The organism is uncultured Granulicatella sp., assembly GCF_963528195.1.
Classification (GTDB): Bacteria; Bacillota; Bacilli; order Lactobacillales; family Aerococcaceae; genus Granulicatella.
This window is the reverse complement of sequence record NZ_CAURVN010000001.1, coordinates 61635-88495: the sequence shown is the minus strand read 5'-3', so window position 1 is coordinate 88495 and position 26861 is coordinate 61635. Positions and strand designations below refer to the sequence as shown.

Annotated in this window: 23 protein-coding genes, 1 pseudogene, 1 riboswitch and 1 other annotated feature; of the genes and pseudogenes, 9 read left to right on the top strand and 15 right to left on the bottom strand. The window is 35.0% G+C overall.

Annotation, left to right across the window (positions count from 1 at the left end; genetic code table 11):
• Positions 1 to 46 precede the first annotated feature (46 nt).
• Positions 47 to 970: a type I pantothenate kinase gene (coaA, locus tag RWR88_RS00400; protein ID WP_314348556.1), complete on the bottom strand. Its 924-nt coding sequence runs from the start codon at positions 968 to 970 to the stop codon at positions 47 to 49.
• Positions 971 to 1138: 168 nt separating this feature from the next.
• Between coaA and mvk the strand changes: the two genes are divergently transcribed.
• Genes mvk through fni form a run of 4 tightly spaced genes read left to right on the top strand, consistent with a single transcriptional unit; the run spans position 1139 to position 5393 of the window.
• Complete coding sequence (gene mvk / locus RWR88_RS00395) at positions 1139 to 2167, top strand: mevalonate kinase (RefSeq protein WP_314449982.1); 1029 nt, start codon at positions 1139 to 1141, stop codon at positions 2165 to 2167.
• Between the two features lie 12 nt (positions 2168 to 2179).
• Positions 2180 to 3205 carry a diphosphomevalonate decarboxylase gene (mvaD, locus tag RWR88_RS00390; protein ID WP_314449980.1) on the top strand — a complete coding sequence of 342 codons (1026 nt, stop codon included), beginning with the start codon at positions 2180 to 2182 and terminating at the stop codon, positions 3203 to 3205.
• Positions 3206 to 3207: 2 nt separating this feature from the next.
• Positions 3208 to 4320, top strand: coding sequence for a phosphomevalonate kinase (locus RWR88_RS00385; RefSeq protein ID WP_314449978.1), 1113 nt, complete (start codon positions 3208 to 3210; stop codon positions 4318 to 4320).
• A complete protein-coding gene (gene fni, locus RWR88_RS00380) occupies positions 4317 to 5393 on the top strand; it encodes a type 2 isopentenyl-diphosphate Delta-isomerase (protein WP_314449977.1) in 1077 nt (358 codons plus the stop codon). The genes RWR88_RS00385 and fni overlap by 4 nt, the downstream gene beginning before the upstream one ends.
• A 454-nt stretch (positions 5394 to 5847) precedes the next feature.
• On the opposite strand, the gene RWR88_RS00375 is transcribed toward fni, so the two are convergent.
• From RWR88_RS00375 to RWR88_RS00345, 7 genes are all read right to left on the bottom strand, one after another.
• Positions 5848 to 6837 carry a YeiH family protein gene (locus RWR88_RS00375; RefSeq protein ID WP_314449976.1) on the bottom strand — a complete coding sequence of 330 codons (990 nt, stop codon included), beginning with the start codon at positions 6835 to 6837 and terminating at the stop codon, positions 5848 to 5850.
• Between the two features lie 71 nt (positions 6838 to 6908).
• The gene (gene rsmA / locus RWR88_RS00370; RefSeq protein ID WP_314449975.1) at positions 6909 to 7793 is read right to left on the bottom strand and encodes a 16S rRNA (adenine(1518)-N(6)/adenine(1519)-N(6))-dimethyltransferase RsmA; all 885 of its coding nucleotides are present in this window, start codon (positions 7791 to 7793) and stop codon (positions 6909 to 6911) included.
• 4 nt (positions 7794 to 7797) lie between these two features.
• Entirely contained in the window at positions 7798 to 8349 is a 552-nt protein-coding gene (gene rnmV, locus RWR88_RS00365) for a ribonuclease M5 (protein WP_314449973.1), read from the bottom strand.
• Positions 8346 to 9128, bottom strand: coding sequence for a TatD family hydrolase (locus RWR88_RS00360; protein WP_314449972.1), 783 nt, complete (start codon positions 9126 to 9128; stop codon positions 8346 to 8348). The genes rnmV and RWR88_RS00360 overlap by 4 nt, the downstream gene beginning before the upstream one ends.
• Before the next feature lie 21 nt (positions 9129 to 9149).
• Positions 9150 to 9788, bottom strand: coding sequence for an MBL fold metallo-hydrolase (locus RWR88_RS00355; RefSeq protein WP_314256687.1), 639 nt, complete (start codon positions 9786 to 9788; stop codon positions 9150 to 9152).
• 168 nt (positions 9789 to 9956) lie between these two features.
• Complete coding sequence (locus tag RWR88_RS00350; protein ID WP_314348566.1) at positions 9957 to 10466, bottom strand: QueT transporter family protein; 510 nt, start codon at positions 10464 to 10466, stop codon at positions 9957 to 9959.
• 5 nt (positions 10467 to 10471) lie between these two features.
• A riboswitch (PreQ1 riboswitch) is annotated at positions 10472 to 10518 on the bottom strand.
• Positions 10519 to 10630: 112 nt separating this feature from the next.
• Entirely contained in the window at positions 10631 to 11767 is a 1137-nt protein-coding gene (locus RWR88_RS00345; RefSeq protein WP_314449971.1) for an acyl-CoA dehydrogenase family protein, read from the bottom strand.
• 167 nt (positions 11768 to 11934) lie between these two features.
• On the opposite strand from RWR88_RS00345, the gene RWR88_RS00340 reads away from it, so the two are divergent.
• Complete coding sequence (locus RWR88_RS00340; RefSeq protein WP_314449970.1) at positions 11935 to 13722, top strand: glycerophosphodiester phosphodiesterase; 1788 nt, start codon at positions 11935 to 11937, stop codon at positions 13720 to 13722.
• A gap of 49 nt (positions 13723 to 13771) precedes the next feature.
• Here the strand turns inward: RWR88_RS00340 and RWR88_RS00335 are convergent.
• From RWR88_RS00335 to RWR88_RS00310, 6 genes and pseudogenes are all read right to left on the bottom strand, one after another.
• Positions 13772 to 14233, bottom strand: a pseudogene (locus RWR88_RS00335) (DNA alkylation repair protein); the annotation flags it as partial.
• A gap of 54 nt (positions 14234 to 14287) precedes the next feature.
• Positions 14288 to 15568: a serine--tRNA ligase gene (gene serS / locus RWR88_RS00330; RefSeq protein WP_314076734.1), complete on the bottom strand. Its 1281-nt coding sequence runs from the start codon at positions 15566 to 15568 to the stop codon at positions 14288 to 14290.
• Between the two features lie 91 nt (positions 15569 to 15659).
• Positions 15660 to 15878 (bottom strand) — a binding site (T-box leader).
• Between the two features lie 61 nt (positions 15879 to 15939).
• Complete coding sequence (locus RWR88_RS00325) at positions 15940 to 17334, bottom strand: D-alanyl-D-alanine carboxypeptidase family protein (protein WP_314449969.1); 1395 nt, start codon at positions 17332 to 17334, stop codon at positions 15940 to 15942.
• Between the two features lie 123 nt (positions 17335 to 17457).
• Positions 17458 to 17988 (bottom strand): DUF924 family protein, encoded by a 531-nt coding sequence (locus tag RWR88_RS00320; RefSeq protein ID WP_314449968.1) that lies wholly within the window; start codon positions 17986 to 17988, stop codon positions 17458 to 17460.
• A gap of 60 nt (positions 17989 to 18048) precedes the next feature.
• Entirely contained in the window at positions 18049 to 18870 is an 822-nt protein-coding gene (gene larE, locus RWR88_RS00315; protein ID WP_314449967.1) for an ATP-dependent sacrificial sulfur transferase LarE, read from the bottom strand.
• 27 nt (positions 18871 to 18897) lie between these two features.
• A complete protein-coding gene (locus RWR88_RS00310) occupies positions 18898 to 19560 on the bottom strand; it encodes a Crp/Fnr family transcriptional regulator (protein ID WP_314449965.1) in 663 nt (220 codons plus the stop codon).
• 164 nt (positions 19561 to 19724) lie between these two features.
• Here RWR88_RS00310 and larA point away from each other — a divergent pair, with 164 nt between their 5' ends.
• From larA to larD, 4 genes are read left to right on the top strand one after another with little or no spacing between them, the layout of a single operon-like run.
• A complete protein-coding gene (larA, locus tag RWR88_RS00305; protein ID WP_314449964.1) occupies positions 19725 to 21002 on the top strand; it encodes a nickel-dependent lactate racemase in 1278 nt (425 codons plus the stop codon).
• 9 nt (positions 21003 to 21011) lie between these two features.
• The gene (gene larB / locus RWR88_RS00300) at positions 21012 to 21755 is read left to right on the top strand and encodes a nickel pincer cofactor biosynthesis protein LarB (protein WP_314449962.1); all 744 of its coding nucleotides are present in this window, start codon (positions 21012 to 21014) and stop codon (positions 21753 to 21755) included.
• Positions 21752 to 23200, top strand: a complete 1449-nt coding sequence (gene larC, locus RWR88_RS00295; protein WP_314449960.1) for a nickel pincer cofactor biosynthesis protein LarC — start codon at positions 21752 to 21754, stop codon at positions 23198 to 23200. Before larB ends, larC begins: the two co-directional genes overlap by 4 nt.
• Positions 23201 to 23238: 38 nt before the next feature.
• Positions 23239 to 23970 (top strand): D/L-lactic acid transporter LarD, encoded by a 732-nt coding sequence (gene larD / locus RWR88_RS00290; protein ID WP_314349189.1) that lies wholly within the window; start codon positions 23239 to 23241, stop codon positions 23968 to 23970.
• A gap of 38 nt (positions 23971 to 24008) precedes the next feature.
• On the opposite strand, the gene RWR88_RS00285 is transcribed toward larD, so the two are convergent.
• The gene (locus RWR88_RS00285; protein ID WP_314449958.1) at positions 24009 to 26780 is read right to left on the bottom strand and encodes an AAA family ATPase; all 2772 of its coding nucleotides are present in this window, start codon (positions 26778 to 26780) and stop codon (positions 24009 to 24011) included.
• Positions 26781 to 26861: the final 81 nt, after the last annotated feature.

The following is a 26861-nucleotide window of genomic DNA, read 5'->3' as shown; positions in this document are numbered from 1 at the left end:
AAAGAACTCGCAAAAACGTCTATCCTGCGAGTTCTTTTTCCATTTTTTAGTATTTCTTCACTTGAACATAGTCAATATGATGTCCGTATGTTTTATGCAAAATAAAGTCTGCACGTCCTTTTGTTGGTAAGATGTATTCCTTTAGATTTTTCAAATTCGTTTTTTTCCATACATCTTTTGCCATAGCAATCGCTTCTTCTCGGTCTCCAATCGCAAATTGGTAATAAAAATTATCAGGTTGAGTTTTTGCTCGTTCCATTAATAATTCAAAACGTTCTAAGTACCATTTTTCAATCAGATTTTCTTCCGCATCTACATAAATCGACCAGTCAAAGAAATCACTGACGTAAATTTCTCGATTTGGTGGTAATTGTAATACATTAATTCCTTCCACAATTAAAATATCAGGTGGATAAATGACTTGTTTTTCATTTGGAATAATATCGTAAATTTCATGAGAATAAACAGGTGCTTCAACAGCTTCTTCTCCGGTTTTAATATCCAGTAAGAAATTCACTAATGATTCCATATCATAACTTTCTGGGAATCCTTTTCGGTGTAAAATCCCTTTTTCCACCAAATCCTTTGTTGGCCATAAAAATCCATCTGTTGTCATCAACTCAATTGTTAATTCTGGATATTTTTGTTGGAGCATTGTTTGCATTAAACGAGCCGTTGTACTTTTCCCAACTGCCACACTTCCTGAAACTCCAATAATAAATGGAACTTTCTTCTTCGGTTGTTTTAAGAAATATTGTTCTTGTTCATGAATTTGCCCATGTTTTTGATAATAGATATCAAAGTAATCTAATAAGGGTGCATATACTTCTTGTACGTCAATTAATGAAATTCTATCATTCAATGATGTTAAATGTTCTAATTCGTGTAATGTTAATGCCAAGTGATGAGCGTTTTGATATTGTTTCCATTCATCTCGGCTAATATGATAATACGTCGATGTGTCTGTCACAACGATTCTCTCCTTTTATTGAATTGCTTTTCTTGCGTATTTTACCATAGTTTTTTTAGGATGACTAACAATTGGGTCTTTAAATTTCCTTTAAATCCTCGCTTGTTCGTTTACACCTTTAGTGGTTTTTAGTATGATAAATAAGAGAAATTATGAAGGAGTTTTATCATGGAATATACAACAGCTTCCGGTATGGGACAGTCTACTGGAAAAGTCATTTTAATGGGGGAACATGCAGTCGTCCATCATCAACCTGCGATTGCCATTCCTTTTTCCGGTGTGTCGGTTCAAGCAGATATTCAACCAAGCTCCCATCCACTAAGTATTCATTGCGACTTTTATAGTGGATTAGCTTATGAAATGCCGGAAGTATTGAAAAGTTTAAAATTTACGATCCATGAAGCATTGAATCAAATTGAACAACTTCGTCCTGAATTAGGAATTACGCCCACTACTCGTTCGTATTGGAATAATGGAAAAGTAGAAAAAGGCGAGGCATCCTTCGTACAAGCACCTTCTATTGAGATTACGATTACTTCTTCGATTCCTGCAGAACGTGGTATGGGATCAAGCGCAGCTGTTTCAGTAGCGGTAGTGAGAGGATTGTTTGATTATTACAATATTCCTTTAAGCGAACCATTATTATTCGAAATTGTACAAGCTTCTGAAAAAATCGCTCATGGAAATCCAAGCGGTATTGATACAGCAACGACTAGTGGAAAAGAAGCTGTATTTTTTATAAAAGGAGAAGATTTACAACCTCTTTCTATTCAACTAAAAGGAACTTTAATTGTGGCAGATACAGGCATTACAGGGCAAACACTAAAAGCCGTTCAAGCTGTACAAGAAAAGTTACAAAAAGAACCCATTTCTACTCAAAAAATCATTGAAGAAATTGGAGAACTAGTACACACTGCTAAAACTTGTCTAGCAAAAGGAGATATTCATACATTAGGAAGTCTTCTGACTCAAAACCATGCACTTCTTCAACAATTAGAAGTATCAAATAAAACGTTAGACCATCTTGTTCAAACGGCTCTTGAAAATGGAGCGATTGGTGCCAAAATGACAGGTGGCGGACTAGGTGGCTGTATGATTGCTCTTGCAGCAAATCTTGAAGAAGCTGAAAAAATTGCTGAAGCTTTACAAGAAGCAGGAGCTGTACAAACATGGACACATTCATTTTCCAATGAATAAAAAGGAGCTTATATGAAAACAACAGGAATTGCACGTGCGCATACAAATATTGCACTTATTAAATATTGGGGGAAAAAAGATAAAGCATTATTTCTTCCAATGAATAGTAGCTTATCCCTCACATTAGAGGCTTTTTATACTGATACAAAAATTACTTTAGATGAAACTTTAGAAAAAGATGAATTTTATTTAAATAATGTTTTGCAACAAGAAGCTGAAACACAAAAAATTTCAAAATTTTTAGATTTATTCCGTATTCCTACAAAGGAAACACGATTTGCACGTATTGAGAGTTATAACTTTGTTCCTACTGCAGCTGGTTTAGCAAGTTCTGCTTCAGCTTTTGCAGCTTTAGCAGGAGCGATGCATCAAGCAATGGGATGGGATTTATCAAGAAGTGAATTATCCACATATGCTCGTCGTGGAAGTGGAAGTTCTACGAGAAGTTTATTTGGTGGCTTCGTTGAATGGAATCAAGGAACGAATTCAAAAGATAGTATGGCGATTCCTATTGACGATGCTTCTTGGGATATTGGAATGCTCATCGTCGTTGTTAATGGAGCTGCTAAAAAAATCTCCAGCCGTATTGGAATGGAACAAACAGTTGCCACTTCTCCTTTCTATCCTGCATGGGTAGAAAGTGCAAAAACTGATTTAGAAGAGATTAAAACAGCTATACAAGAGAAAAACTTTACTCGAATGGGAGAAATTGCCGAATTTAATGGAATGAAAATGCATGCGACAATGCTTGCAAGTCAACCTCCGTTTTGTTATTTTGAACCAGATAGTCTGATTGCTCAGCAACAAGTCGTTTACTTACGTGAAGTATTAGGAATTCCTGCTTATTACACAATGGATGCTGGTCCGAATGTAAAAGTGCTTTGTAAAGCAAGTGATTTAGACAAAGTCCGTGACCATTTCAAACAATATTTTGCTTCTGAAAAACTTATTTCCTCTCTTCCAGGAGAAGCAATGAGAACTTTAACAGAAGAAGAATGGCAAGAAAGCATTCAATATTTCAATCAAAAAGGAATTTAACTATGAATATACAAGCTACAGCTCCTGGAAAATTATTTATCGCTGGTGAATATGCAGTCGTTACTCCAGGACAACCGGCACTCATTGCAGCGGTCAATCGATACTTAACTGTTGACTTAACTCCTTCCCTTGAAGAAGTTGGAACAATTTATTCCACTCAACAACTGGATTTGACGCTTCATTGGAAAAGAGAACAAGGACTTTTACAAATAATCGAAGAAAATCAGCCATTTACATTAATAACTACTGCAATTGAAGTTGCCGAAACTTACGCGAAACAACGAAACTATTGGAATGAAGAGCTCTATCATTTGAAAGTGACAAGCCAATTAGACGATATTCACTCAAATATCAAATTCGGTCTTGGCTCTAGTGGAGCTATCGTTGTTGCAACCATTGACGCTATTTTACAATGGCATCATATTCCTGTTGAACCTCTACTCGTTTACAAATTAGCAGCCATTACCAATACTCTACTTGGTAGTAATGGTTCCTTAGGAGATATTGCTTCTAGTGCCTTTGGAGGTATCATTTTATACCAACGAATCGATGCAACATGGATTCAAGAACAATTAAAACAGCGTTCCATTTCAGAAGTTGTCAACAAAGAATGGATCGGCTTAGTTATTCAACCATTATCTTTACCAACAGCGCTAAAAATTCTTGTTGGATGGACAAAGGAAAAAGCCGATACTTCTTCGTTCGTATCATCTGTCACTCATACAAGAACGCAAGCAGAAAAGAATGCGTATTACCAACAATTTTTAAAACAAAACACAGCGATTTTAAACCAAATAACGACTGCTTTAACAGAAGAAGATACAGAAGCATTTCTACAAGGAATTACGGATAATCGAGCTCTCTTATTAGACTTTGCTAAAGAGATGAATATTGTACTCGAAACTCCATCCTTAACAAAACTTTGCCAAATTGCGCTTCAAGAAAATGCAAGTGCCAAAACTTCTGGAGCTGGCGGAGGCGATTGTGGGATTTGCTTTATTACAAAGCCTCAACAAGAAGAAACCATTACAATCCAATGGGAAAAAGCTGGTATTCTTCCACTAAACTTAGAAATAGCCCCTTCAAAAAGCGCTATTAGAAAGGAGCTCTCATGACACAAGCCTATACACAACAAATGAAAAGAAAAGATGAACATGTGGGCCATGCAACTCAACAATATCAATCACAGTCGAATTTAGAATTACGACAAACTCGTTTTGTCCATCATCCTCTATCTGAAATGGCTGTAGATGAAGTTTCTCTTCAAACAAAAATGGCAGGATTCACTTTAGAAACTCCATTTTTCATTAATGCAATTACTGGGGGAAGTCCTCGAACAACTCTCATTAATCAACGCCTAGCACAATTGGCGCATGAAACAGGAATTGCGATGGCAACTGGATCGATGAGTATTGCCATGAAAGACCCTTCTACTGCAGAAAGCTTCACCATTATTCGAAAAGAGAATCCTAATGGAATTGTATTGGCGAATTTAGGAGCGCATTATACCGTTGAATCTGCTAAAAAAGCAATTGACCTTATTGAAGCAAATGGGATTCAAATCCATGTGAACACATTACAAGAATTAGTGATGCCAGAAGGCGATCGCTCTTTCCATCATTGGTTAAAAAATATTGAGGAAATCGTAACTAATGTAGACGTTCCTGTTATTGTTAAAGAAGTCGGATTTGGATTTAGTAGAGAAGCCATGCAAGAACTAATCAATATCGGAGTTCAAACGATTGATATTAGTGGACGTGGAGGCACAAATTTTGCAGCCATTGAAAACGCTCGAAGAGAAGATCATTTATATGATGAATTAGAAGACTGGGGACAAACAACAGTTCAGTCCTTAGTAGAGGGATATGATTTATCTTGTGAACTCATTGCTTCCGGAGGCATTCATTCACCATTAGATATCGTAAAATGTCTCGCTCTAGGAGCAAGCGCTGTAGGAATGTCTGGAGAATTTTTACACTTAATTCGCCCACAAGATTCCCTACCAACAGCCATTCAAACAGTAAACGAGTGGAAGAATCAATTAAGAAATATTTACACCTTATTAGGCGTTTCAAACACAGAAGCATTACGCCAAACAGACATCATTCTCTCAAACACCATCGCTCACTGGTGCAACGCCCGCCACATAGACTGGACAACCTTCGCAAATAGAAGTAGAAAGAAATAAACAAGGGACAAAGAACTTTTCTTAATAGCCTTAGATTCGCTTTTGCGAAGCTTCCATCTTTCAAAAATAAATAGAAAAACAAAAGATTTGTTTTAATAGCAGAAGCAACCAAAACCGCAGTGCGGTTTTAGTTGCCGGAAAATTTGAGACCCTAGGCTCAAATTTTAGCCATGAGATTCGCTTTTGCGAAGCTGCTGGCATCCGTTGCCATTCAAAACAAATCTTTTGTTTTTCTATTCTACGACACAAATAAGAAATGAATGATTCTTAATAGATAGGCGAAAAATCCGATTATCAACAAGCAAATCATCACCACATGCAAATAAACTCCAACCATCGAAGTATTTACAAACGACTGAACCGCATTTACCTTCGAAAAAATCAAAATATAAATCAAACCTATCCAAAATCCTAAACTTAATAGGCGCTTCATAAACTCTCCTTTATTCAGGGATTACTTCATTACAAAATATTGAATAAATAAACTAGTCGCTCCTACTACAAACCAAGTTGCCAACCCCGTAGCAATCGGTTTAGCTCCCGCTTCACGGAAACTCTTAAATGATACTTGGCAACCAATTCCTGCTAACGCCATTGCCATTAACCATTTAGAAGCTAATTTTGCATATGGGATAAATTCTTTAGGGAAAATTCCAACACTTGTCACAATCGTTGCAATTAAGAACCATAAAATAAACATTGGGAAAATCTTTTTCCAATTCACAGGTTCTCCTGATTTCTTTTGACGTCTCGCTTCAACAAGTGACAAGACTAAACAAGCTGGTAAAATCATCAACGCACGGGTTAATTTTACAATTGTAGCAATATCTCCTGCTCCACTACTATAACTATAACCAGCAGCGACTACACTTGAAGTATCATTAATTGCTGTCCCTGCAAATAATCCAAATTGTGCATCTGTCATTTGTAAAACATGTCCTAAAAACGGGAATAAGAAAACCGCAATAATATTAAATAAGAAAATGGTTGAAATCGACAAGGCAATTTCCTCATCATCTGCTTTAATAATCGGAGAAGCTGCTGCAATTGCAGAACCTCCACAAATGGCTGTCCCAAATCCTACTAATGTTCGTAAATGATCTGATAAGCCTAACCATTTCCCTACAAGAGCTGCTGTTAAGAAAGCTGCTAAAATCGTAACAAGCGTTACTTGTAAAGACTCTAATCCTGTTTGTTGCACTTGAGCAAATGACATTGTAAACCCTAATGCAATAATCGAATAATGTAATAAATTTTTAGCGGAATAATTAATTCCTGGTTTAAAATCACTTGGTAATGTATAGAAATTACTCACTAACATCCCAAAAATAATCGCAAATACCGCACTTCCAATAATCGGCATCATATCCCCTAAAATAACAGCTAATACTGCTAATCCAAAGGTTAATAAAATTCCTTTACTTCGTTGAACCCATTGTTCCATATTTCTCCATCCTTTCAAAAACAATTACACACAAATGTATCACGTTCCATTTGATAAGAAGTGAACAATTGTTACTCTCCTACAAATTGTTGTAATTGATTTGATAAGGCTGCAAATTCTTCAATGGTTAGTGTTTCTGCTCGACGATTTGGTTCAATCGAAACAGAGTCCAATGCTTCTTGAATTTGTTCTTTTGTTAGTTTTCCTGGCACATAAGCTTTGACCAAATTATTCCATAATGTTTTTCTACGTTGGGCAAAACTATTTTTTACTAAATCAAAGAAGAACACTTCATCTTTCACTGTTACTAGAGGTTCTTCTCTACGTTCCAATACTAAAATAGCTGAATCTACATTTGGTGCTGGATTAAAAACTGTTTTAGGAACAATAAATCCGATTTTGGCATGACACCAATATTGAATCGCCACCGTTAATGAGCCATAAGCTTTTGAATTTGGTTGAGCCGTCATTCTTTCGGCCACTTCTTTTTGCATCATCATCGCAAATCCATCAATTGGTAAACCAGATTCTAAGAGATTCATAATAATCGGTGTCGTAATATAATACGGCAAGTTTGCAACGACTAGTAATCTCTCCTCCACATTGAAGTGTTCTTGAATCACTGTTTCTAAATCAACTTTTAAAATATCTTCATGAATCACAGTGACATTATCATGATCGGATAAAGTATCTTCTAAAACTGGAATTAAACGCCCATCAATTTCAAAGGCTAAGACTTTTTTAGCAGCTCTTGCTAAACGTTGCGTTAATGCACCAATACCTGGTCCAATTTCAATGACATTTGTTTCTTTGTTAACATCTGCCACATCTAACATTTTTGTTAAAATATTCGGTTCAATCAAAAAGTTTTGTCCTAAACTCTTCTTCACCTTAATGCCATGGCGTTCCATAATTTCACGTGTTCGAGTCGGTGTGGCAATATCTTTTTCAAACATCTTTTTAACTCCTTTCCTGTACAATTTGTACCGCATTTCGTAATTGTTGCTCTGAAATGCCAAATAATTTCAATCGTTTCGTTAATTGTTTTCCATTTGTATGTCCAATTCGTAATTCTTTAGACACTTCTTTTCTTAAATAAGACGAGTGAGGATAGCCAATCAGTCCTAGTTCTAAAATCACCGATTGAGCAATCTCTTCTTGAAGGTCTGCTACTGGTTTATACACATGCTCCAATGCTTTTTGAATACTTTCATCGCTAGCATGTTCTACTCCAAGACTTTTATGATTCGTTTTTCGAACGGCTTCTTCTCTTTCAATAAAAGCATGACTTACCGTCGGAATCGCTTCTTGAATAATCGAACGAATTCTTTGTCCTGGATAATCTGGATCTGTAAACACGATGACTTCTCGCATTTCACTTGCCTTTTTAATTAATGCGAGTGTTTCATCATCAATAGCTGAACCATTCGTTTCAATCGTTTCAATTTCTGGAAAAACTTCCTTTAATCGACGAGTGTCATCTCGCCCTTCTACTACTATAATTGGATTCATTTCAATCCTCTTTCTTCAAATCGAAATAGCTTCATTGCATTTGCTGTCGAAGCTTTAGCAATTTCTTCCCAAGCCATTTCTCTTTCCTTAGCAATTGTTTCAACAACATAGCGAGTATATCCTGTTTCGTTTCTCTTTCCACGATACGGAACAGGGGCCAAATAAGGGGCATCTGTTTCAACTAAAAAACGATCTAGTGGAACAATTTTCGCACACTCACGAACTTGTGGAGCATTTTTAAACGTCACTACTCCACTAAAAGAAATATGCATTCCTAAATCTAAGAAACGTTTCATATATTCCACATCGCCATTATAACTATGCATAATTCCACCGATATCTCGAATATCTTCTTCTTTTAAAATACGATAACAATCTTCTGTCGCATCACGGTTATGAATGACAATCGGTAATTTCATTTCTTTAGCAATGGCAATTTGGCGACGGAATACTCGTTCTTGATCTTCAGGTGTAGAGTCATCCCAGTAATAGTCTAATCCCATTTCCCCCATTGCCACTACTTTTGGATGGGTTAATTGTGTGATTAATTTTTTCTCAATTTCTGGTGTATAGGCATGTGCTTCAACCGGATGCCATCCTACAATCGCCACTACTTCTTCAAATGTTTCACTTAATTGGAGAGCTTTTTCAATCGTTGGTGTATCAAATCCGACAACCGCAAAACGTGTAACGGCTAATTCCTTTGCACGCTTAATAACGTCTGCTTCTTCTCCTTCGAATTGCTCTACATTTAAATGTGTATGTGTATCAAAAATCATTTTGAATTCTCCTACTGAGTTCTATCTAGTTGCTCCATTTAAAAACGGGTTACTTGCAATTTCATCTTGTAATGTTGTTGGTTCTCCATGTCCGGGGAAAACAACCGTATTTCCTGGTAACGGTAATAAATATTGTTCAATTCCTGCCATTAATGTCATATGACTACCATATGAGAAGTCGCTACGTCCTACGCTACCTTTAAATAAAACATCTCCTCCGATAACAAATCCATTATCTTTGAAGATAAACACTGTACTACCTGGAGAATGTCCCGGAATTAACGCTAATTCAGGTTCAAAACTTCCAATTTTCCATTTTCCTAATTCTGCTGGATAGTATCCGTCAGCAGGTTCTACCGTAATATTTTCGTTTGAATATAATGAACGATTGAAATCTGTATTCGTTAAAAATTCTTTTTCAATTTCATTCATATACATTGGAATGTTGTACGCTTTTCTTAATTCGTCTACTGCTCCAATGTGGTCTCCATGCGCATGTGTTAACACAATCGCAATTGGCTTCAATCCTTCTTCTTCAATTAATTCTTTAATATCCTCTGCTTGTGCACCTGGGTCAAAAATTAATGTTTCTTTATTTTCATCAATTAAAAAATACACGTTCTCTTGTAGGCGTCCTACTGTTAAACTTAATAATTCCATTGAAATTCCTCTTTTCTGATTCATAGTCTACTATAGTTTAGATGCTTTTATGCTTTTTTACAAGTCATGAGGTTACGAAATGCCTTTTTTAATAAACAAACTAGCAACATTTTCCACTAACAATAAAAGGCATACCCGATTTCTCGAATATACCTTTTAAAACATAAATTATGCATTCATTTGTTTTGTAAAATCAATTGCTTTGTCGGCTGCTAACATGACTGGGATTCCCACTAACATGACGACAATTTCACCAACAAAAGTTTCAAAATAGCTTAACCAAAATGGTAATTCTAATACAAGTTTTAACTCAATAGCTACTAAGAAAATCATCACACTAAATACGATGGATAACAATAACATTTTGCCTTTTAAATCTTTGGCAAATCGGAACACGAATGAACCAATCACTAAAGATAAAATAGAATGTCCTAAACCAAATACTAAATCATACACTCCTAAACCAGAGCTAGACATAAAAATCGTATTGGCTAAAATAACACCCGCAATAATCCCGTACCCATACTTTTTATCAAAGACAAATAAATGATTTAACATTTCTGAAATACGGAATTGGATATTTCCAAAGGACATAAAGGCAAATACTGTTGTAATCACCACATATAATGCTGCTACAATCGCATTGATAATCAACACTTTTACATTGTTTTGCTTCATTTCTTTTCCTCCTAGTTTTTTGAATCGAGGGATGGTTTCGAACCTCGAGCGTTCAAAACGCCACGAAAGATTATACTATAAACCACTTAAAAATACTAGGATTATCCTAAGTGAACCCTTGAAAGAGAAGAAATTCAAACAAAACTCATGCTTCTACCAACTAACTACGCAATAGGTCCTAATAAAATATTTGCCCATGCATCATGAAGAGATTCTTGATCAGACGGTTGGAATAAACCAGCTAATACATCACGATACAAGCGTGAAAGTTCTGTCGTATTATAATAAGAACTTCCTCCACTAGCACGTACAATTTCTTCCACTGCTTTTTTCGATACTTCAACCGAACGATTTTTAATAGAAGATAAACGTGGTAACCAAATAAAGCTATATTCTTCGCTTGATTCCAATGTTTGACTTAATTCATTAATTTGTGGTTGAATGCCATCTAAAATAATAGCTGCTTCGGCAATTCTCCAACGAATATTTTTATCTTGAGAATACGGCGCATCATTTGAAACAGAATGACGAGTTTTCACCGTTTCAATTCCGATTTCTAACGCACGTTTTCCAATTCCATGATAAGTAGCGGCTAATAAAATTTCAAAATAAGCAAAAATACCAAATACAACTGGATCAAAACTTGGACCAGGAGCTACTTTTGTTAAAATTTGCTCTTCTGCAGCATAAATACCTTTTAATTCAACCGTGTTTGATTGAGTTGCTTTCATTCCTAATGTATTCCAATCATCTTTTACTTCGAATGTTTCTGCATCAGGAGTTAAATAAGCAAAGACAGATAATGGAGATTCTCCAGAAGTATCTGAACCAAATGAAACTAATTTATCGCAATATTTTCCCATCGATAGAAAAACTTTCTTCCCATAAAAACGATAGCCGCCATCTTCTTGTGGCTCTGCTTTTGAAATTGATCCAAATAAAACTCGGTCATTACTTGGTTCAGAAATACCAAATGCTAGCAACTTCCCATCAGCCGCATCTCGTAAAATTTGTTCACCCTTCTTATTACCAAATCGAACCATATGCTTTGCTAATCCAACAATAATTTGGTGCATATTAATACCAAGAGCTGTTCCAGGAGCTGCCATTGCTAATCTTGTTTGTTCTTGGGCAATTTCTTGAAGAGATAAGCCATATCCCCCATATTCTTTTGGCACAAAAGCTTTATAATACCCTGCTTCTTTTAATGCCTCATAATCTTCCTTCGGCCACGCATTTTCCAAGTCATATTGCGCCGCTCTTTGATGAATTTGTGCTAGTAATTCCTCTGATAAAAACATAAAACCCCTCCTATAAAATCATGATTACGCTTTAAGTATACGGCAATCTTCCTATTGTTACAATGAAGAAAGCTTGCATCTTTCTTAAAGATTTCTTTTGCAAATTCTACAAGAATTTTCTTATAATCTGTGCTACAATATTCTCAATCTTTCTATAAGGAGGCTTTATGGAAAATCAAACTTTACCAATTTGGAAAACCGTTCGATTTGTATTAAACAATTTATTTTCCAACAAAATTACGTATGTACGAAATGCCGCCTTCTTACAATTTTTTGTATCATTTGTTGGCTTTCGAATTTTATCAACTTTATTTAAAGGCATTATTATTTTATCAGGACAAAGTAATTTTAATTTTAGCAATATGAAATTATTTTTCTCTTCCCCCATTATTATTTTAGCGTTTATTGTGTATTTATTCGCCGTTATTTTATTTGTTTTTATTGAATTTTCACTTCTTACCTTTATGGTTTATGGAACAATTTCTAATACACATTTCTCATGGCGAACAAGCTTGAGAAATGCTTTTGGTGAAGTGAGGGAATTTTTCAGCCCACAATTTATATATTTCTTATTGTATTTATTGACCCTATTACCATTAGGGAATTTTGGAATGACCTCATTTTTAACCGAACAGTTATATATTCCATCTTTTATTACAGGAGAAATTCAAAAAACAACTGCCGGAGCAATTACTTATGGTCTATTATGTGGCATACTGGCTTATTTACATCTAAGATTTATATATACCATTCCGTTACAAATTTTGACGAACCATTGTTTTTTAGAAAATCTAAAAACGAGTTGGGCGCTCACAAAAAAGAAATTATGGAGACATATTGGAATCTTTTTACTAGTTGAAGTCGTCCTATCCCTTATCGGTTTTTTAGTGACGTTTATTCTCACGATTACTTTAGGATACTTATCTTCTATAATGGATAATGTCTTTATCGTAACGAGCCTGTTTGTCTTATCAAAACTAGTCATTTTCTTTATAACCATTTATACGAAAATTTCTCTAATTATTATTTTAGTAAAACTAGCCGATGATCAAGATGCCGTAGATGTAACAATCAAACATCATATTCCTGAAATCCCCTTTAAAAGTACACTTGTTACAGTGGCTGCTTTTATCGGTTTAACGATTTACTATTCTAGCGAAGCTATTACAAAATATCATTGGGAAAACTCTACCTCAGCTGCTATCGTCGCTCATCGAGGATTTACCGAATATGGTGTGGAAAATTCTCTTGAAGCTCTAGAAGCTGCTGCAAAAGAAGGCGCCGATTATGTGGAAATGGATATTTTACTCACAAAAGATAATCAATTTATCGTCATGCATGATTATAATTTGAAGCGATTAGCCCGTCTCAATAAAAAAGTTAAAGATATGACGTATGATGAAATTGTTGGTCTTCCAATTTACCAAAATAATTATGAAAGTCACATTCCTTCTTTTGAAGAATTTGTTGCAAAAGCAAAGGAACTCAATGTTAAATTACTCGTTGAATTAAAACCTCATGGTTTTGAAGGGGCAGACTACACCGACCTCTTTATTGCAAAAATGAGAGAATTAGGTGTTGAAAAAACTTACAAAGTCATGTCTATCAACTTAGACGTTATTGAAGAAATTGAACGAAAAGCTCCTGAAATGGATACCGGATATGTCATTCCTCTTCAATTTGGTGGATTTGGAAATCCTGCAGTAGACTTTTATGTGGTGGAAGATTTCTCTTACCATGACTTAACAGCCATTGCTGCTCAGCAACAAGGTCATGAAGTTTATGTTTGGACAATTAATGAACCAGATGAAATTAATAAATATCTTCATAGTTCCGTTTCAGGTATCATTACTGACCATCCTGATATCGCGAAAGAAGAACAAAAACACTTACTCGAAGAAAGCACACCTGTTGAGCGTGTGCTAGATGCTATTAATGTTAGTGTGAAAAAATAAGAAAAAGGAATGAACGTGCCATAAGGTTCGTTCATTCCTTTTTTATTTATCACTTCTCAATAAATCGACTTGCTAATTGGTATACTTGCTTCACAGATTTTTTCTCGATATTCCAAGTATCTAATTCTGCCTTAATAAGTTCAGGGTATTTCTTACTAATATCCCGTAATGCATTTCCAACTGATTTTCTCACATATTCACTACTATCTTCTTTTAATGCCGCAATTCGCTTAATCGCTTCTTCAGGATGTTCTTTAAAATAAGGTCTGCTCGTCCAGATTCTCAATCCCTCTGTCACAGCTCTTCTTGTATTCGGATGAATATCCTCCAACCATTCATCAATGACCGGTAGTGCCTGTTCATAGCCTATTTTCCTACAATATTCATCAAAAGCCTTCGCTAACACTTCTTGAACTCGCCAATTTTCATCTTTAGAAACTTCTTTTTTCATAAAATCTAAAATTTGTTTTTCTTCTGATAAATATCCAAATAAAAAAACACCATACATACGAAGTGACCCCAAAAAGTCTAACTTTTTGGGGTCACTTCATTCTTTTATTCAAAATTATTTAGTAATTTTTGTAACTCCACCCATATATGGAACTAATGCTTCAGGAATTGTTACACTTCCATCTGCTTCTTGGTAGTTTTCTAAGATAGCTGCTACTGTACGACCAACTGCTAAACCAGATCCATTTAATGTGTGTAATAATTCAATTTTTCCAGTTTCAGCTTGACGGTAACGAATTTTCGCACGACGAGCTTGGAAGTCTACACAGTTTGAGCATGAACTAATTTCACGGTAAGTATCTTGTGCTGGAATCCATACTTCAACGTCATATGTTTTAGAAGCTGAGAATCCCATATCTCCTGTACATAATACAATTGTACGGAATGGTAAACCTAAACCACGTAATACATCTTCCGCATTATCTGTCATTTTTTCTAATTCATCAAATGATGTTTCAGGAGTTGCGAATTTCACCATTTCCACTTTATTGAATTGGTGTAGACGGATTAATCCACGAGTATCTCTGCCGGCACTACCTGCTTCTGAACGGAATGAAGGGCTTAATGCTGTGAAATAAATTGGTAATTGTGCTTCTTCTAAAATTTCATTTGCATAATAGTTTGTTAATGGAACTTCTGCTGTTGGAATTAATGTTAAATTACGTTCATCATTAATTTGGAATACATCTTCTTTAAATTTAGGGAATTGCCCTGTACCATACATTGATTGTTCGTTTACTAAATATGGTGTAATCATTTCTGTGTAGCCATGTTTTTCCACATGTAAATCAATCATGTAATTATAAATAGCACGTTCTAAACGAGCTCCTAAACCTTTATAGTATAGGAAACGGCTTCCTGATACTTTTGCTCCTCTTTCAAAGTCTAAAATATCTAATGCTTCTGCTACTTCCCAGTGTGGTTTTGGTTCAAAATCAAACACACGGGGAGTTCCTTCACGACGAATTTCTACGTTTTCGTTTTCATCTTCGCCTACAGGAACATCTGCTGCAGCAATGTTTGGTAAGCGTGAAGCGATGTATTCTAATTTTTCTTCTACTTCTGCTAATAAAGCATCTGTTGCTTTTACATCTTCCCCAACTTGTTTCATTTCTGCGATTTTCGCACTTGCATCTTCTTTATTACGTTTTAATTGAGAAATTTCTTCCGTTACCGTATTACGATATTGTTTTAATTGCTCCGTTTTTAAAATTAATTCACGACGTTTTTCGTCTAAATCACGCAATTCTTCTACTACTTGACGTTCTACTCCGCGGTTTTGTAAACCAACCACAACTTCTTCAAAGTGATCTCTCACTCGTTTCATATCTAACATATTGATTCCTCCATTTTCTTTTGTTTTGCTTGTTGAAAATTTGTTTAAACCATTGTAAAAAAATACACACAACTCATCCCCGACAAATTGTCACTGGGACGAAGTTGTGTGTTTCACTTTTATCTTCGCGGTACCACCCGTATTCAATGTTTCCATTGCACTCATTTGCGATAACGGTTTGCTCCGGATGGCTTAATCAATGCTTTCGCCATGCATCATAGTATGTGGATTCGCTTGTCATACTTTACTAGCTTTCACCAAACGCTAGCTCTCTACAAAAGACTTCAAGTTACTATTCATACAGTTTTATATGTCTGTATTTTACAATATTCTCTAAAGTTGTGCAACAGGTAATCAGCAAATTGAACTATTTACGCTTCTTGAGCATGTAAGAAACCTTTCACTTTTTGGAAGATATTTCCAAAAAACTCTTGGATTCCATGAATAATTTTTTCCACGAATCCTCTCGCTTGTCGATAGCTATCTGTCACAATATTCGATGGATCAATTTCATATCCTGCAAATGCTGGAACATGTCCTTCAGTTTGACCATCTACATATCCTAAATCTTCTCCTGGCATTTGGAAGTATAAATTTCCAATTGTTTTTCCTGCAGTGATAGGAGCTTGCAAAGCATTATTTTCATCTAATAATTCCTTAAATGGTTCAAAACGTACTTTCACTTGACTCATAGCAGTTCCTTTTGGAACAGCTGCTACAAAATTATCTCCATAATCCACACTAATCTTTTCATCAGCCCCACCATTTACTGGATAAGGTTGAATATTTTGAACAGATTTACCTGGAATTCCGACAACTAAACCTTCGTATTTCTTAAATAATTCATCTAACATTTTCGTAGTTACTTTAAAACGATTCAATGGTTGTTTAGACCCCATCGTAACAACAATAACTGAGAAATTATTACGTGTTGCTGTTGTTGTAATTGAGGCTCCACTTGTTTCAGAAGTTCCTGTTTTTAAGCCATTTACTCCATCATAACCAAATAATAATCCTGGAATTAAATAGTTAAAATTATCCATCTTAGTGACACCAGCAGTTCCTGGTCGAAACTCCTTTGTCGCAACAGAAGAAATTTTTAAAATTTCTGGAAAATCTAATACTAATCTTCTTGCTACAATCGCAACCGAACGAGCAGACATACTATTTTCTGCATCATCTCCAAAATCTGGATTTTTTTCTGTTGTTCCATATTTATTCGGTAATCCTGTGGCATTTACAATTGAGGCATCATGAATTCCCCAAGATTCCAACTTCTCTTTCATTCGTTCGACCCATTTCGCTTCACTTCCAGCTAAATGTTCTGCCATCGCAATGGTTGCGGCATTTGCAGAATAAATCGAACTTGCTTCAAATAACTCTTGAATACTATATTTCTCATTCGGCCATAATGGCACATTTGATAAAGAATAATTTGCACTTAATTTACTTGCTCGTTCGCTAATAGGGATTTTTGTTTCCCATGTAATTTCTGAATTTTTAATCGCTTCTAATATTAAATACTGACTAACCATTTTACTCATCGAAGCAATGCCTCGAACATCATCTTGATTTTTTTCCATCAAAATTTTTCCACTTGTTTGTTCGATAGCAATATAAGATGCAACATCTTCTAAAGCTGCAATTTCTTCTGCAGTCTTAGGCTTTTCAGCTTCTTCAGCGTGAACCATTACTTGCATCGGACTTGCTAAACAACAAGCGATTAAAGTTGTTATAACGGCTTTCATCCATTTGATTTTTTTCATAAGTTTATCTCCATAATTCTCTCTTTTTGCCTATCCATCGTATCGAATTTTCACTTAAAAAACAACTCTATTTATATTAAGGTTTTATTACTTTTTTTAATCCGTTTTACATAATCGCTCTGATTAAAATCCTGAATGATTTCGAAGAAATTCCAACTCTTTTTCAGTGGATTTTCTGCCTAAAATTTCATTACGATGCGGATAACGTCCAAACTGTTCGATTATTTCTCGATGCATTTTTTCATATTTCGCACGTTTTTCCATTCCAGGTTCAAAAAATAATTTTTCCGCTGCTTGGTGAATCGTTAATGACTCTGAATGCATAAATGGCATATATAAAAAGCTTCGTTCAATGACCGTTAATTCTTCTGAATAAGGTAAAGCTTCTTGCGCTAATACAAGCGCCATGCCATCATATAAAAATGCTCTCGCATCATTACGATATAAATTTCTAGAAAATTGATCCAACACAATAATTTCTGCTAATCTTCCTTGGATCGTATTTCTCCAATGACTTAATTCACCCGCAATGGCTGCTTGATGAATCTTAGAAAAACGTAGATTGATTTCTTCATCTAATGCGTCAGATTTAATAAACCAGTCTTTTGGTTCTAATTCCTTAAACCAAAATTGTAATACTTCTTGAGCTTCCATACTCTCCTCTTTTCTATGCAAAGAAAGAAGAACTCCTTTTACAAAGTTCTTCCTTATCTCTTATCCAATTTTTGCTTTTTCTTTATCCGTTAATACTTGATTCATTCGCCCATATTGATATCCTGCTAAGTCTAATGCCACATAGCTAAATCCAATCAAACGTAATGTACTTTCTATTTCTTGACGATGGTCTAGTAATGTTGGAATTAAATCCTGAGATACTTCAATTCTTGCTAAATCTTGGTGAACACGTACACGTACTTGTTCAAATCCTAATTGAATTAAATACGCTTCTGCTTCTTGAACCCAACGAACCTTTTCAGCTGTAATTTTTGTACCATATGGGAAACGAGATGCCATACTGCAAGAAGGTACTTTATTCCAATTTTCTACACCAAGTCTTTTCGCTAACTGACGAATTTCATTTTTATATAATCCTGCTTCTTGTAATAAACTGCGAACGCCTTCTTCATTGCGAGCTTTTACTCCTGGACGAAAATCATCCACATCATCCATAATCGTACCATCTGATAAAACGGTAAAACCTTCTTGTTCTACATGTTGTTTAATTGTTTGATACAATAATTTCTTACTGTAATACCAAATTTTTGGAGTATTTGCTGCAATTCGTGGATCTGATAATTCTTCCATTTCTAATCCTATCACACGAGCTCCCATTTCATTAGCCAAATCAATGGCCATATCAAATTCATAATCTGGGAACAATTCAGAATTCACCACAGCCGCTAAAACATTCTCACTTCCAAGGGTATCTAGTGCTACTTTTAATAGGTAACTACTATCAATTCCCCCTGAATACGTAATGACAATTTTTCCGATTTCCTTTAATAATTCTTTTAGTTTTAGTTCTTTTTCATCCATAACGGTTCTCCTTCATTCAGGCTCTTATTAGCCTTCTCTTCCAGTAAAATCAGCTAAGTAACTAATATCTTTTACAATAATTTTCTGATTTTTGATTTCTACAACGCCTTCCTCTTTTAAATCATGAATAATGCGATTCACACTATTCCGTGTAGAAATACCACAAAATCCTGCAATATCTTCGTTTGTAACTGCAAAATCAATCAGTATTCCATCCTCTGTTTGTACCCCAAACTGCTTTACTAATTTAAAAATAAACGCACATACCGCACCTTTTTTTCCATTCATCGTCATATATTGTAATGATTCAATATTTTCAGATAATTTTTGACGATAATATTCTCGAATATAGTCTTGCAATTTTCGATCTTCTTTAACATATTCCCAAAACTTAATACGCTGAATTCGATAAAAACTTGCTTCATCTGATTCTACTCGTACATTAAAGGGTGCTGAAGTATAATTTGATACTTCGTCTCTTAATAATGAAATAATATCGATAGGGGTAATATACGCTAAATTAAATTCCCGACCATCTTTTAAGATGATACTTGTTTTAACAACCCCTTCTTTTAATACATATGTATAAGATTCCTCTAATCCGTGATACGCTAAATACATGTGCTTTTTCTTTTTAATCACAGGTGCATTATGCGCCTCAAGAAAGTTTACAAGATAATTTTCTTCCATTTTTATACTCCTTTTTCAAAAAAACTCACTTGCATTTCTTAAACATTATTATCCTCTTGATAAAAATATTTTTGTTAACATATGTTAACACCATTTGTATTCACATTCAAAAGAAAAAAATATATACTATATTGTGTTAGCTATTAACAAAGGAGATGTTAAAAATGGTAGACATTAAATTACCTTATGACAAACAAATAATAACTGCTAGCATTCCCGATAAAAATTTTGCAGGATTGTTAGAATCAGAAGCAGAGAATTTTTCAAATCCTCTTTCTGAACAAAAAACTGTTGAAAAATCAATGGATAATCCTATTGGTAGTAAATCATTAGAAGAGTTGGCAAAAGGAAAAAAAGACATTGTTTTAATTAGTTCAGACCACACTCGTCCAGTTCCTTCTCATATTATTACTCCAATTATTTTACGTCGTATTCGTAGTGTCGCTCCGGATGCTCGTATTCGTATTTTAGTAGCAACAGGGTTCCACCGTCCTTCAACTCGTGAAGAGTTAATTAATAAGTACGGTCAAGAAATTGTAGACAACGAAGAAATCGTAATGCATATTTCTACAAATGATGACGATATGGTAAAAATCGGTCAATTACCTTCAGGTGGTGACTGCATTATTAACCGTATTGCTGCAGAAGCAGACTTATTAATCGCTGAAGGATTCATTGAATCTCATTTCTTTGCGGGATTCTCAGGCGGACGTAAATCTGTATTACCTGGAGTAGCTTCTTATAAAACCATTATGGCAAACCACTCTGGTGAATTTATCGACTCTGATAAATCAAGAACAGGGAACTTAAAACACAACTTAATCCATGAAGATATGGTTTATGCAGCTCGTACTGCAAACTTAGCTTTTATCGTTAACGTAGTATTAGATGGAGAAAAACGTATTATCGGTTCATTCGCTGGTGATATGGAAGAAGCTCACCATGTTGGATGTGAATTTGTACGTAAATTAGCTCATGTTAAAAAAATCCCTTGCGATATCGCTGTTTCAACAAATGGTGGATTCCCACTAGACCAAAATATTTATCAAGCGGTAAAAGGAATGACTGCTGCTGAAGCTACTAATAAAGAAGGCGGCGTTATTATCATGGTTGCAGGATGCCGTGACGGACATGGTGGTTCAGGATTCTATCACAATTTAGCTGATTATAAAGAACCAAAAGACTTTTTAGAAAAAGCAATTAACACTCCACGTTTAGAAACAATTCCAGACCAATGGACTGCTCAAATTTTAGCACGTATTTTAGTACATCACCGTGTCATTTTTGTTTCTGATTTAGTAGATCCTACATTAATTACAGATATGCATATGGAAATTGCGAAAACATTTGACGAAGCATTAGCTCGTGCCTTTGAAATTGAAGGACAAGATGCTAAAGTTACCGTTATTCGTGATGGTTTATCTGTTATCGTTGAAGACTAGGATATTATTATGAATAAAAAAGATATTCTTATTCGCTTTCAAGAGGGTCAGCTTTCACTAGAGGAAGCTGCCTCTCTATTAGAAGGCATCGACGATATTGGTTTTGCTTCTTTAGATCTTTCTCGTAATAAAAGAAATGGATTCCCGGAAATTATTTATGGAGAAGGAAAAACAAAAGAGCAAATCGAAAAAATTATTGAATCATTAGAAAAAGAACATCTTCCTGTACTAGCAACTAGAGTCGATAGCGAAAAAGGACAATACTTATTAGAAAAAATTCCTCACGGATTTTATTACGAAACTGCTAGAGCTTTTGTCGTTAATCCCACTCCAATTCATACTGAACATTACATTGCTGTAGTAACGGCAGGAACAAGTGATATGCCTGTAGCAGAAGAAGCTGCTATTACTGCTGAAACATTTGGAAATCCTGTGAAACGAATTTATGATGTTGGAGTTGCTGGTATCCATCGACTATTCAATCGTTTGGATGATATTCGTGGTGCTAGTGTCATTATTGTCATTGCTGGAATGGAAGGTGCTCTTGTGAGTGTAGTCGCAGGATTAGTAGATGTCCCTGTCATTGCAGTGCCTACAAGTGTAGGATATGGAAGTAACTTACAAGGTCTAACAACTCTGATGAGTATGTTAACTTCTTGTGCTTCTGGTGTGACAGTTGTCAATATTGATAATGGATTTGGTGCTGCTTATTCTGCTAGTATGATTAATCAGATTCGAGGTGTTTCATCATGACACATTTATATTTAGAACCTTTATCTGGCATTAGTGGAGATATGTTGAACGGTCTTCTTATTGATTTAGGAGCTAGTTCAGACTATTTACAACAAGAACTTAAAAAATTAGCTGTAGATGGCTATCATCTACATATTCATAAAATTGCTAAAAGTAGTATTTATGGAATTGATTTCGATGTTCATTTAGAACATGGAGAAAAAGACCATGGAGTCCATGGAGATTTCACTCATGAACATGAGCATCATCATGAACACGATCATCATCACGATCATCATCACGAACACGATCACCATCATGAACACGATCACCATCATGAACACGATCACCATCATGAACACGATCACCACCATGAACACGATCACCATCATGAACACGATCATCATCATGAACATGATCACCATCATGAACACGATCACCACCATGAACACGATCACCATCATGAACATGGACATCATCATGGTGACGTTCGTGGATTACAAGACATTATTAAAATTTTTGAAAATAGTACCGTATCTGACTTTGTAAAAGAAAAAAGTATTGAAGTGTTCCAAGATATTGCTCGTGCAGAATCTGCCGTTCATCAAGTTCCAATTGAAGAAATTCATTTCCACGAAGTAGGCGCAATTGATTCAATTGTGGATATCGCTAGTTTCTTCATTTTATTTGAAAACTTAGGAATCACTAAAGTATATAGCGCACCTTTAGTCGAAGGTAGTGGTACTATCAAAGTCGCTCATGGCGTAATGCCGGTGCCTGTTCCTGCAGTCATGCAATTAAGAAAAGGTACTTCTATCTTAATTCATCAAGATTTTGATATTAAAACTGAACTCATTACACCAACAGGTATTGCCTTACTAAAGGCAATTCATCCAGACTTTACCATTCCAGAAAGCTTGGAAATTACTTCTGTAGGATATGGATTTGGAAAAAGAGATACTGGTAAATTCAATGCTCTACGTGGAAGTCTATGTCAGCCAACAACTCACTCGTTCAAAGAAGTACATCAATTAGACGATGATATTTATCAAATCGACACTACAATTGATGATCAAACACCTGAACAAATGGGGTATTTAATGGATTTCCTATATGACAAAGGAGCACTAGACGTTACTTATTTCAGTGTTTTAGCGAAAAAAAATCGCCCCGCAATTCATGTAACTCTTCTAATTTCTCTTACACAATTAGAGGAATTTACTAACATTCTATTTGAACAAACAAGCACCATTGGTTTTCGTTATCAAAAAATTTCAAGAAAAGTCATGCAACGAACTTTCCAAGAAGTCGAAACTAGTTTAGGGATGATTCGACTAAAACAAAATACCTACCAAAACATCTCTAAAACAACTCTCGAGTACGAGGATTGTGCCAGACTAGCCAAACAGCATCAATTACCAATTGGAAAAGTTTATCAACTATTAGAAAAAGAAGTATTATTATAATTTAAAAATTAAAAATAAAAAGGAGTCTTATAGTTTATATGTTTACACAAGAATTTATTCACTTATTATCATCAGAATTTATGGGAACTGCCCTTATGATTATCTTTGGGGTTGGCGTACACTGTGATGACGTCTTAAAGAAAACAAAATATGCTGGAACAGGTCACTTATTTGCTATCACAACATGGGCATTCGGTATTACTGTTACATTATTCATCTTTGGTGGAGTTAGCTTAAACCCTGCTATGGCTTTAGCAAAAGTTGTTTTAGGCTTATTACCTGCTGAACAATGGTTATTCGTATCAATTGCTGAATTTTTAGGTGCATTTGCTGGTGCTGTTATCGTATGGTTCATGTATGCAGACCACTTTACAGCTTCTGAAGGTCAAGTAGATGGAATTGCGATTCGTAACATCTTCTCTACAAACCCTAACTGTCGTAACTTACCTCGTAACTACTTTGTCGAAGCATTTGCAACATTTATTTTCTTAACAGCTATCTTAGCTACTGAACAAGTGAATAAAGATCAACTCCAAATCGTTGTTGGTTTAATCGTTTGGGCTGTTGGTATGGGTCTAGGAGGTACTACAGGATTCGCGATGAACCAAGCTCGTGACTTAGGTCCTCGTTTAGCTTACCAAGTATTACCAATCAAAAATAAAGTAAATAATGACTGGCAATATGGATTATTAGTTCCAGGTACTGCTCCATTTATTGGTGCTGTAGCTGCTGCATTATTTGTTCGTTATTACTTAGGATATTTCATGTAAAACAAAAAAGCTGCTAACGCAGCTTTTTTTATTTGCTCTTATTTTGACATCGCCAACACATCATCTAAATCTTGTTGAATAATTTGATTTGGATCAATTGATGGATTATTACCAAATCGAGTAGCTAGACGTAATCTTAATTTCTCATTGAAGTTACGAATCCAACGACCATTACTACGGTCATTCGTGCGAGCATAAGCTGTCGCAACCGCTTGGCGATACGCTTCTTCATCTACTGTTAAAGAATCACTACCTAATTCATACAATCCAATTTGAGCAATTTCTTCAGATGTATAATCTTCAAAATCAAATGTATTTGGAACACGACTCGCTAATCCTGAATTTGTTTCTAAGAAGGTACTCATTTCTTTATGATATCCTGCAAAAATGACAACCATATCATGTCGATGATCTTCCATAAATTTCAAAATTTCATCAATAGCCTCTTGACCAAAATTATCATTAGCCCCATGTTTTAAAGAATAGGCTTCATCAATAAAGAGTACACCACCTAATGCAGCCTGTAACTGTTCTCTTGTTTTAATGGCTGTTTGCCCTTGATAGCCTCCAATTAAGTCCCCACGAGAAACTTCAACCATTTTATTCGTTGCAATCATGCCTTTTTGATACAATAATTCACCAATAATTCTAGCAACCGTTGTTTTACCCGTCCCTGGATTTCCTAAGAATAACGAATGTAAGGTAATATTTTTTGTTTCAATTCCTTGTTCTTGTCTCACCTTCGATAATTCTACTTGATGAATAAAGGCGCTGACTTGTTCTTTTACTTTTTCTAAACCGATTAATTGATTTAATTGCTCCCATGCATCAGCTTTATGTTCGGATTCTTCATAACTTCCTTGTGACAATGCTTTTTCAATATCTTGGTTTTTAATTAAAGTCATATCTTCGCCATCTTGTGACATCACACGGAAAATAAATTCTTGCATAATTTGCTCATTTTGATTACGAATCCATCGAGCATTACTCTTATCTAAGGAACGTTTATACGCTTTTTTAATGTTACGAGCATAAAATTCTGGATCTTCAACTTTTCGAGCTTTTCCTTCAAAAATTTTAAGTCCCATTTGAACAATTTCATCTGGTGAATAATCTTCAAACACTAACTGATGAGGTACACGAGAGTTAAAGCCTGGATTCACATCAAAAAATTGTTCCATTTCTTTTGTATATCCTGCAAAAATCACCATAATATCATCACGATGATTTTCCATATACGTCAATAGTTCATTAATCGCTTCTTCCCCTGTGCTATTCGAACCTTTTTTATTCAAAGCATACGCTTCATCAATAAATAACACGCCGCCTTTAGCTTCTTCTAATTTCTTACGAGTTTGTTCTGCAGTTTGATTCACATATCCGGATAATAAATCAGCCGCTGATACTTCTACAAATTTAAATTCTTCGCCTTTTAAGGCTCCGTATTGGAATAAGATTTGTCCCATTAAACGTGCTACGGTTGTCTTACCCGTTCCTGGATTTCCTAAGAAAGCTGCGTGCATCGTCATTTTTTCAGGGGGTAATCCTTGTTCGATTTGTAATTGATTATATCTTGCTTGTTGGATTAATTTATCTACTTTTTCTTTGACGGTTTTAAGACCAATTAACCCTTGTAGTTGAGCATAGTAATCAGTATTCGTATGATGAGCTTTTTGTTCATTCGCTGTTCGAATAATCTCCCCTTTTTCACTTCTTTCTGGAGCTACTTTATGTTTCTGAGCAATGCTGCATTGACTCGTTTCATCTGTTTCATAATTCAGTTTTGTAGCATCTCCATTTAAATGAATAAAGTCATTGGCAATAAAGCTCGAACCCTCTTTCACACGAATAATGGAAGAGATTTCTTTTTCTACTTCAACACTGTCTCCAACAAATAAAGCATTTGTAGTTAAACTAATGGGAATATGTTGACTTTCTTTATTTAAAAATCGTAATCTACCTCGTGAATATAAAGTGGAGTCTCCATCAATCGTAAGATTATGATTTATAGCCCCATTCACCATACGAATATGGCTATTTTTTAACTTCATAAAGTCTACATTTAAGTTTTTGAAAACTCCTGTACAAGATTTTTGTAAGTAAATCGTATAATAATCCTTTCCAACACCATGTATTAGACTATCTTCAATCACTAGTTCACTTTTGCTTGCGTTTAAAACAGCTTGACTTCCACCCTCAAACGTTCCAGAAACTTGACTTGAAAGAATTGATAGTTTTGAATCATCAATCCATAAAGAAGTAGGTCGGCTACACTCCATTTTTGAATGTACAAATTCTAATTCAGAATTTTCACGAATCCATAATCGATTTTGAATCGTAGAATTTTGAATAGAAACGGCTGAATGAATAAATTTCATCCCTAATTCGTGTTTGTCTGGTAATTTTGTCGTAAACTTCTTAAAATTGACTTTACTTTTTTCTTCTGAAAATACTAAGAAATGATCATTTTCTGGATAGTCGCTTTGCAATACACAGTTTTTAAAAGTAACTTCCGATTCTCCCGTAATGTGAACCATATTGGTATTTTTTAATATTGACATCCACAAGTTTTGAAAAATCACTTTTGCCTTATTAGAAATTTTAATTTTTCCCGTAATCGTATTTAAAAACCTATTCCCTTCTACATGACCAACAATTGTAATATTTTTTGTAATTTCAGTAAAAGGTTCTTGTGTAAAATTCATTGTCAAATGAGGAGTAAATTCAATAATATCTCCATCCTCAGCTGCTTCATAAGCTGCATCAAAATCCCAAGTGTCTTCAGTTGCTCCAACAAGAAATCTCGGCATATTCTCACTCCTTGTATTTTTTATTTCATCAAATTTTCTACATATAATAGTTTTATTATACCAATGTTAGTTTGAAAACTC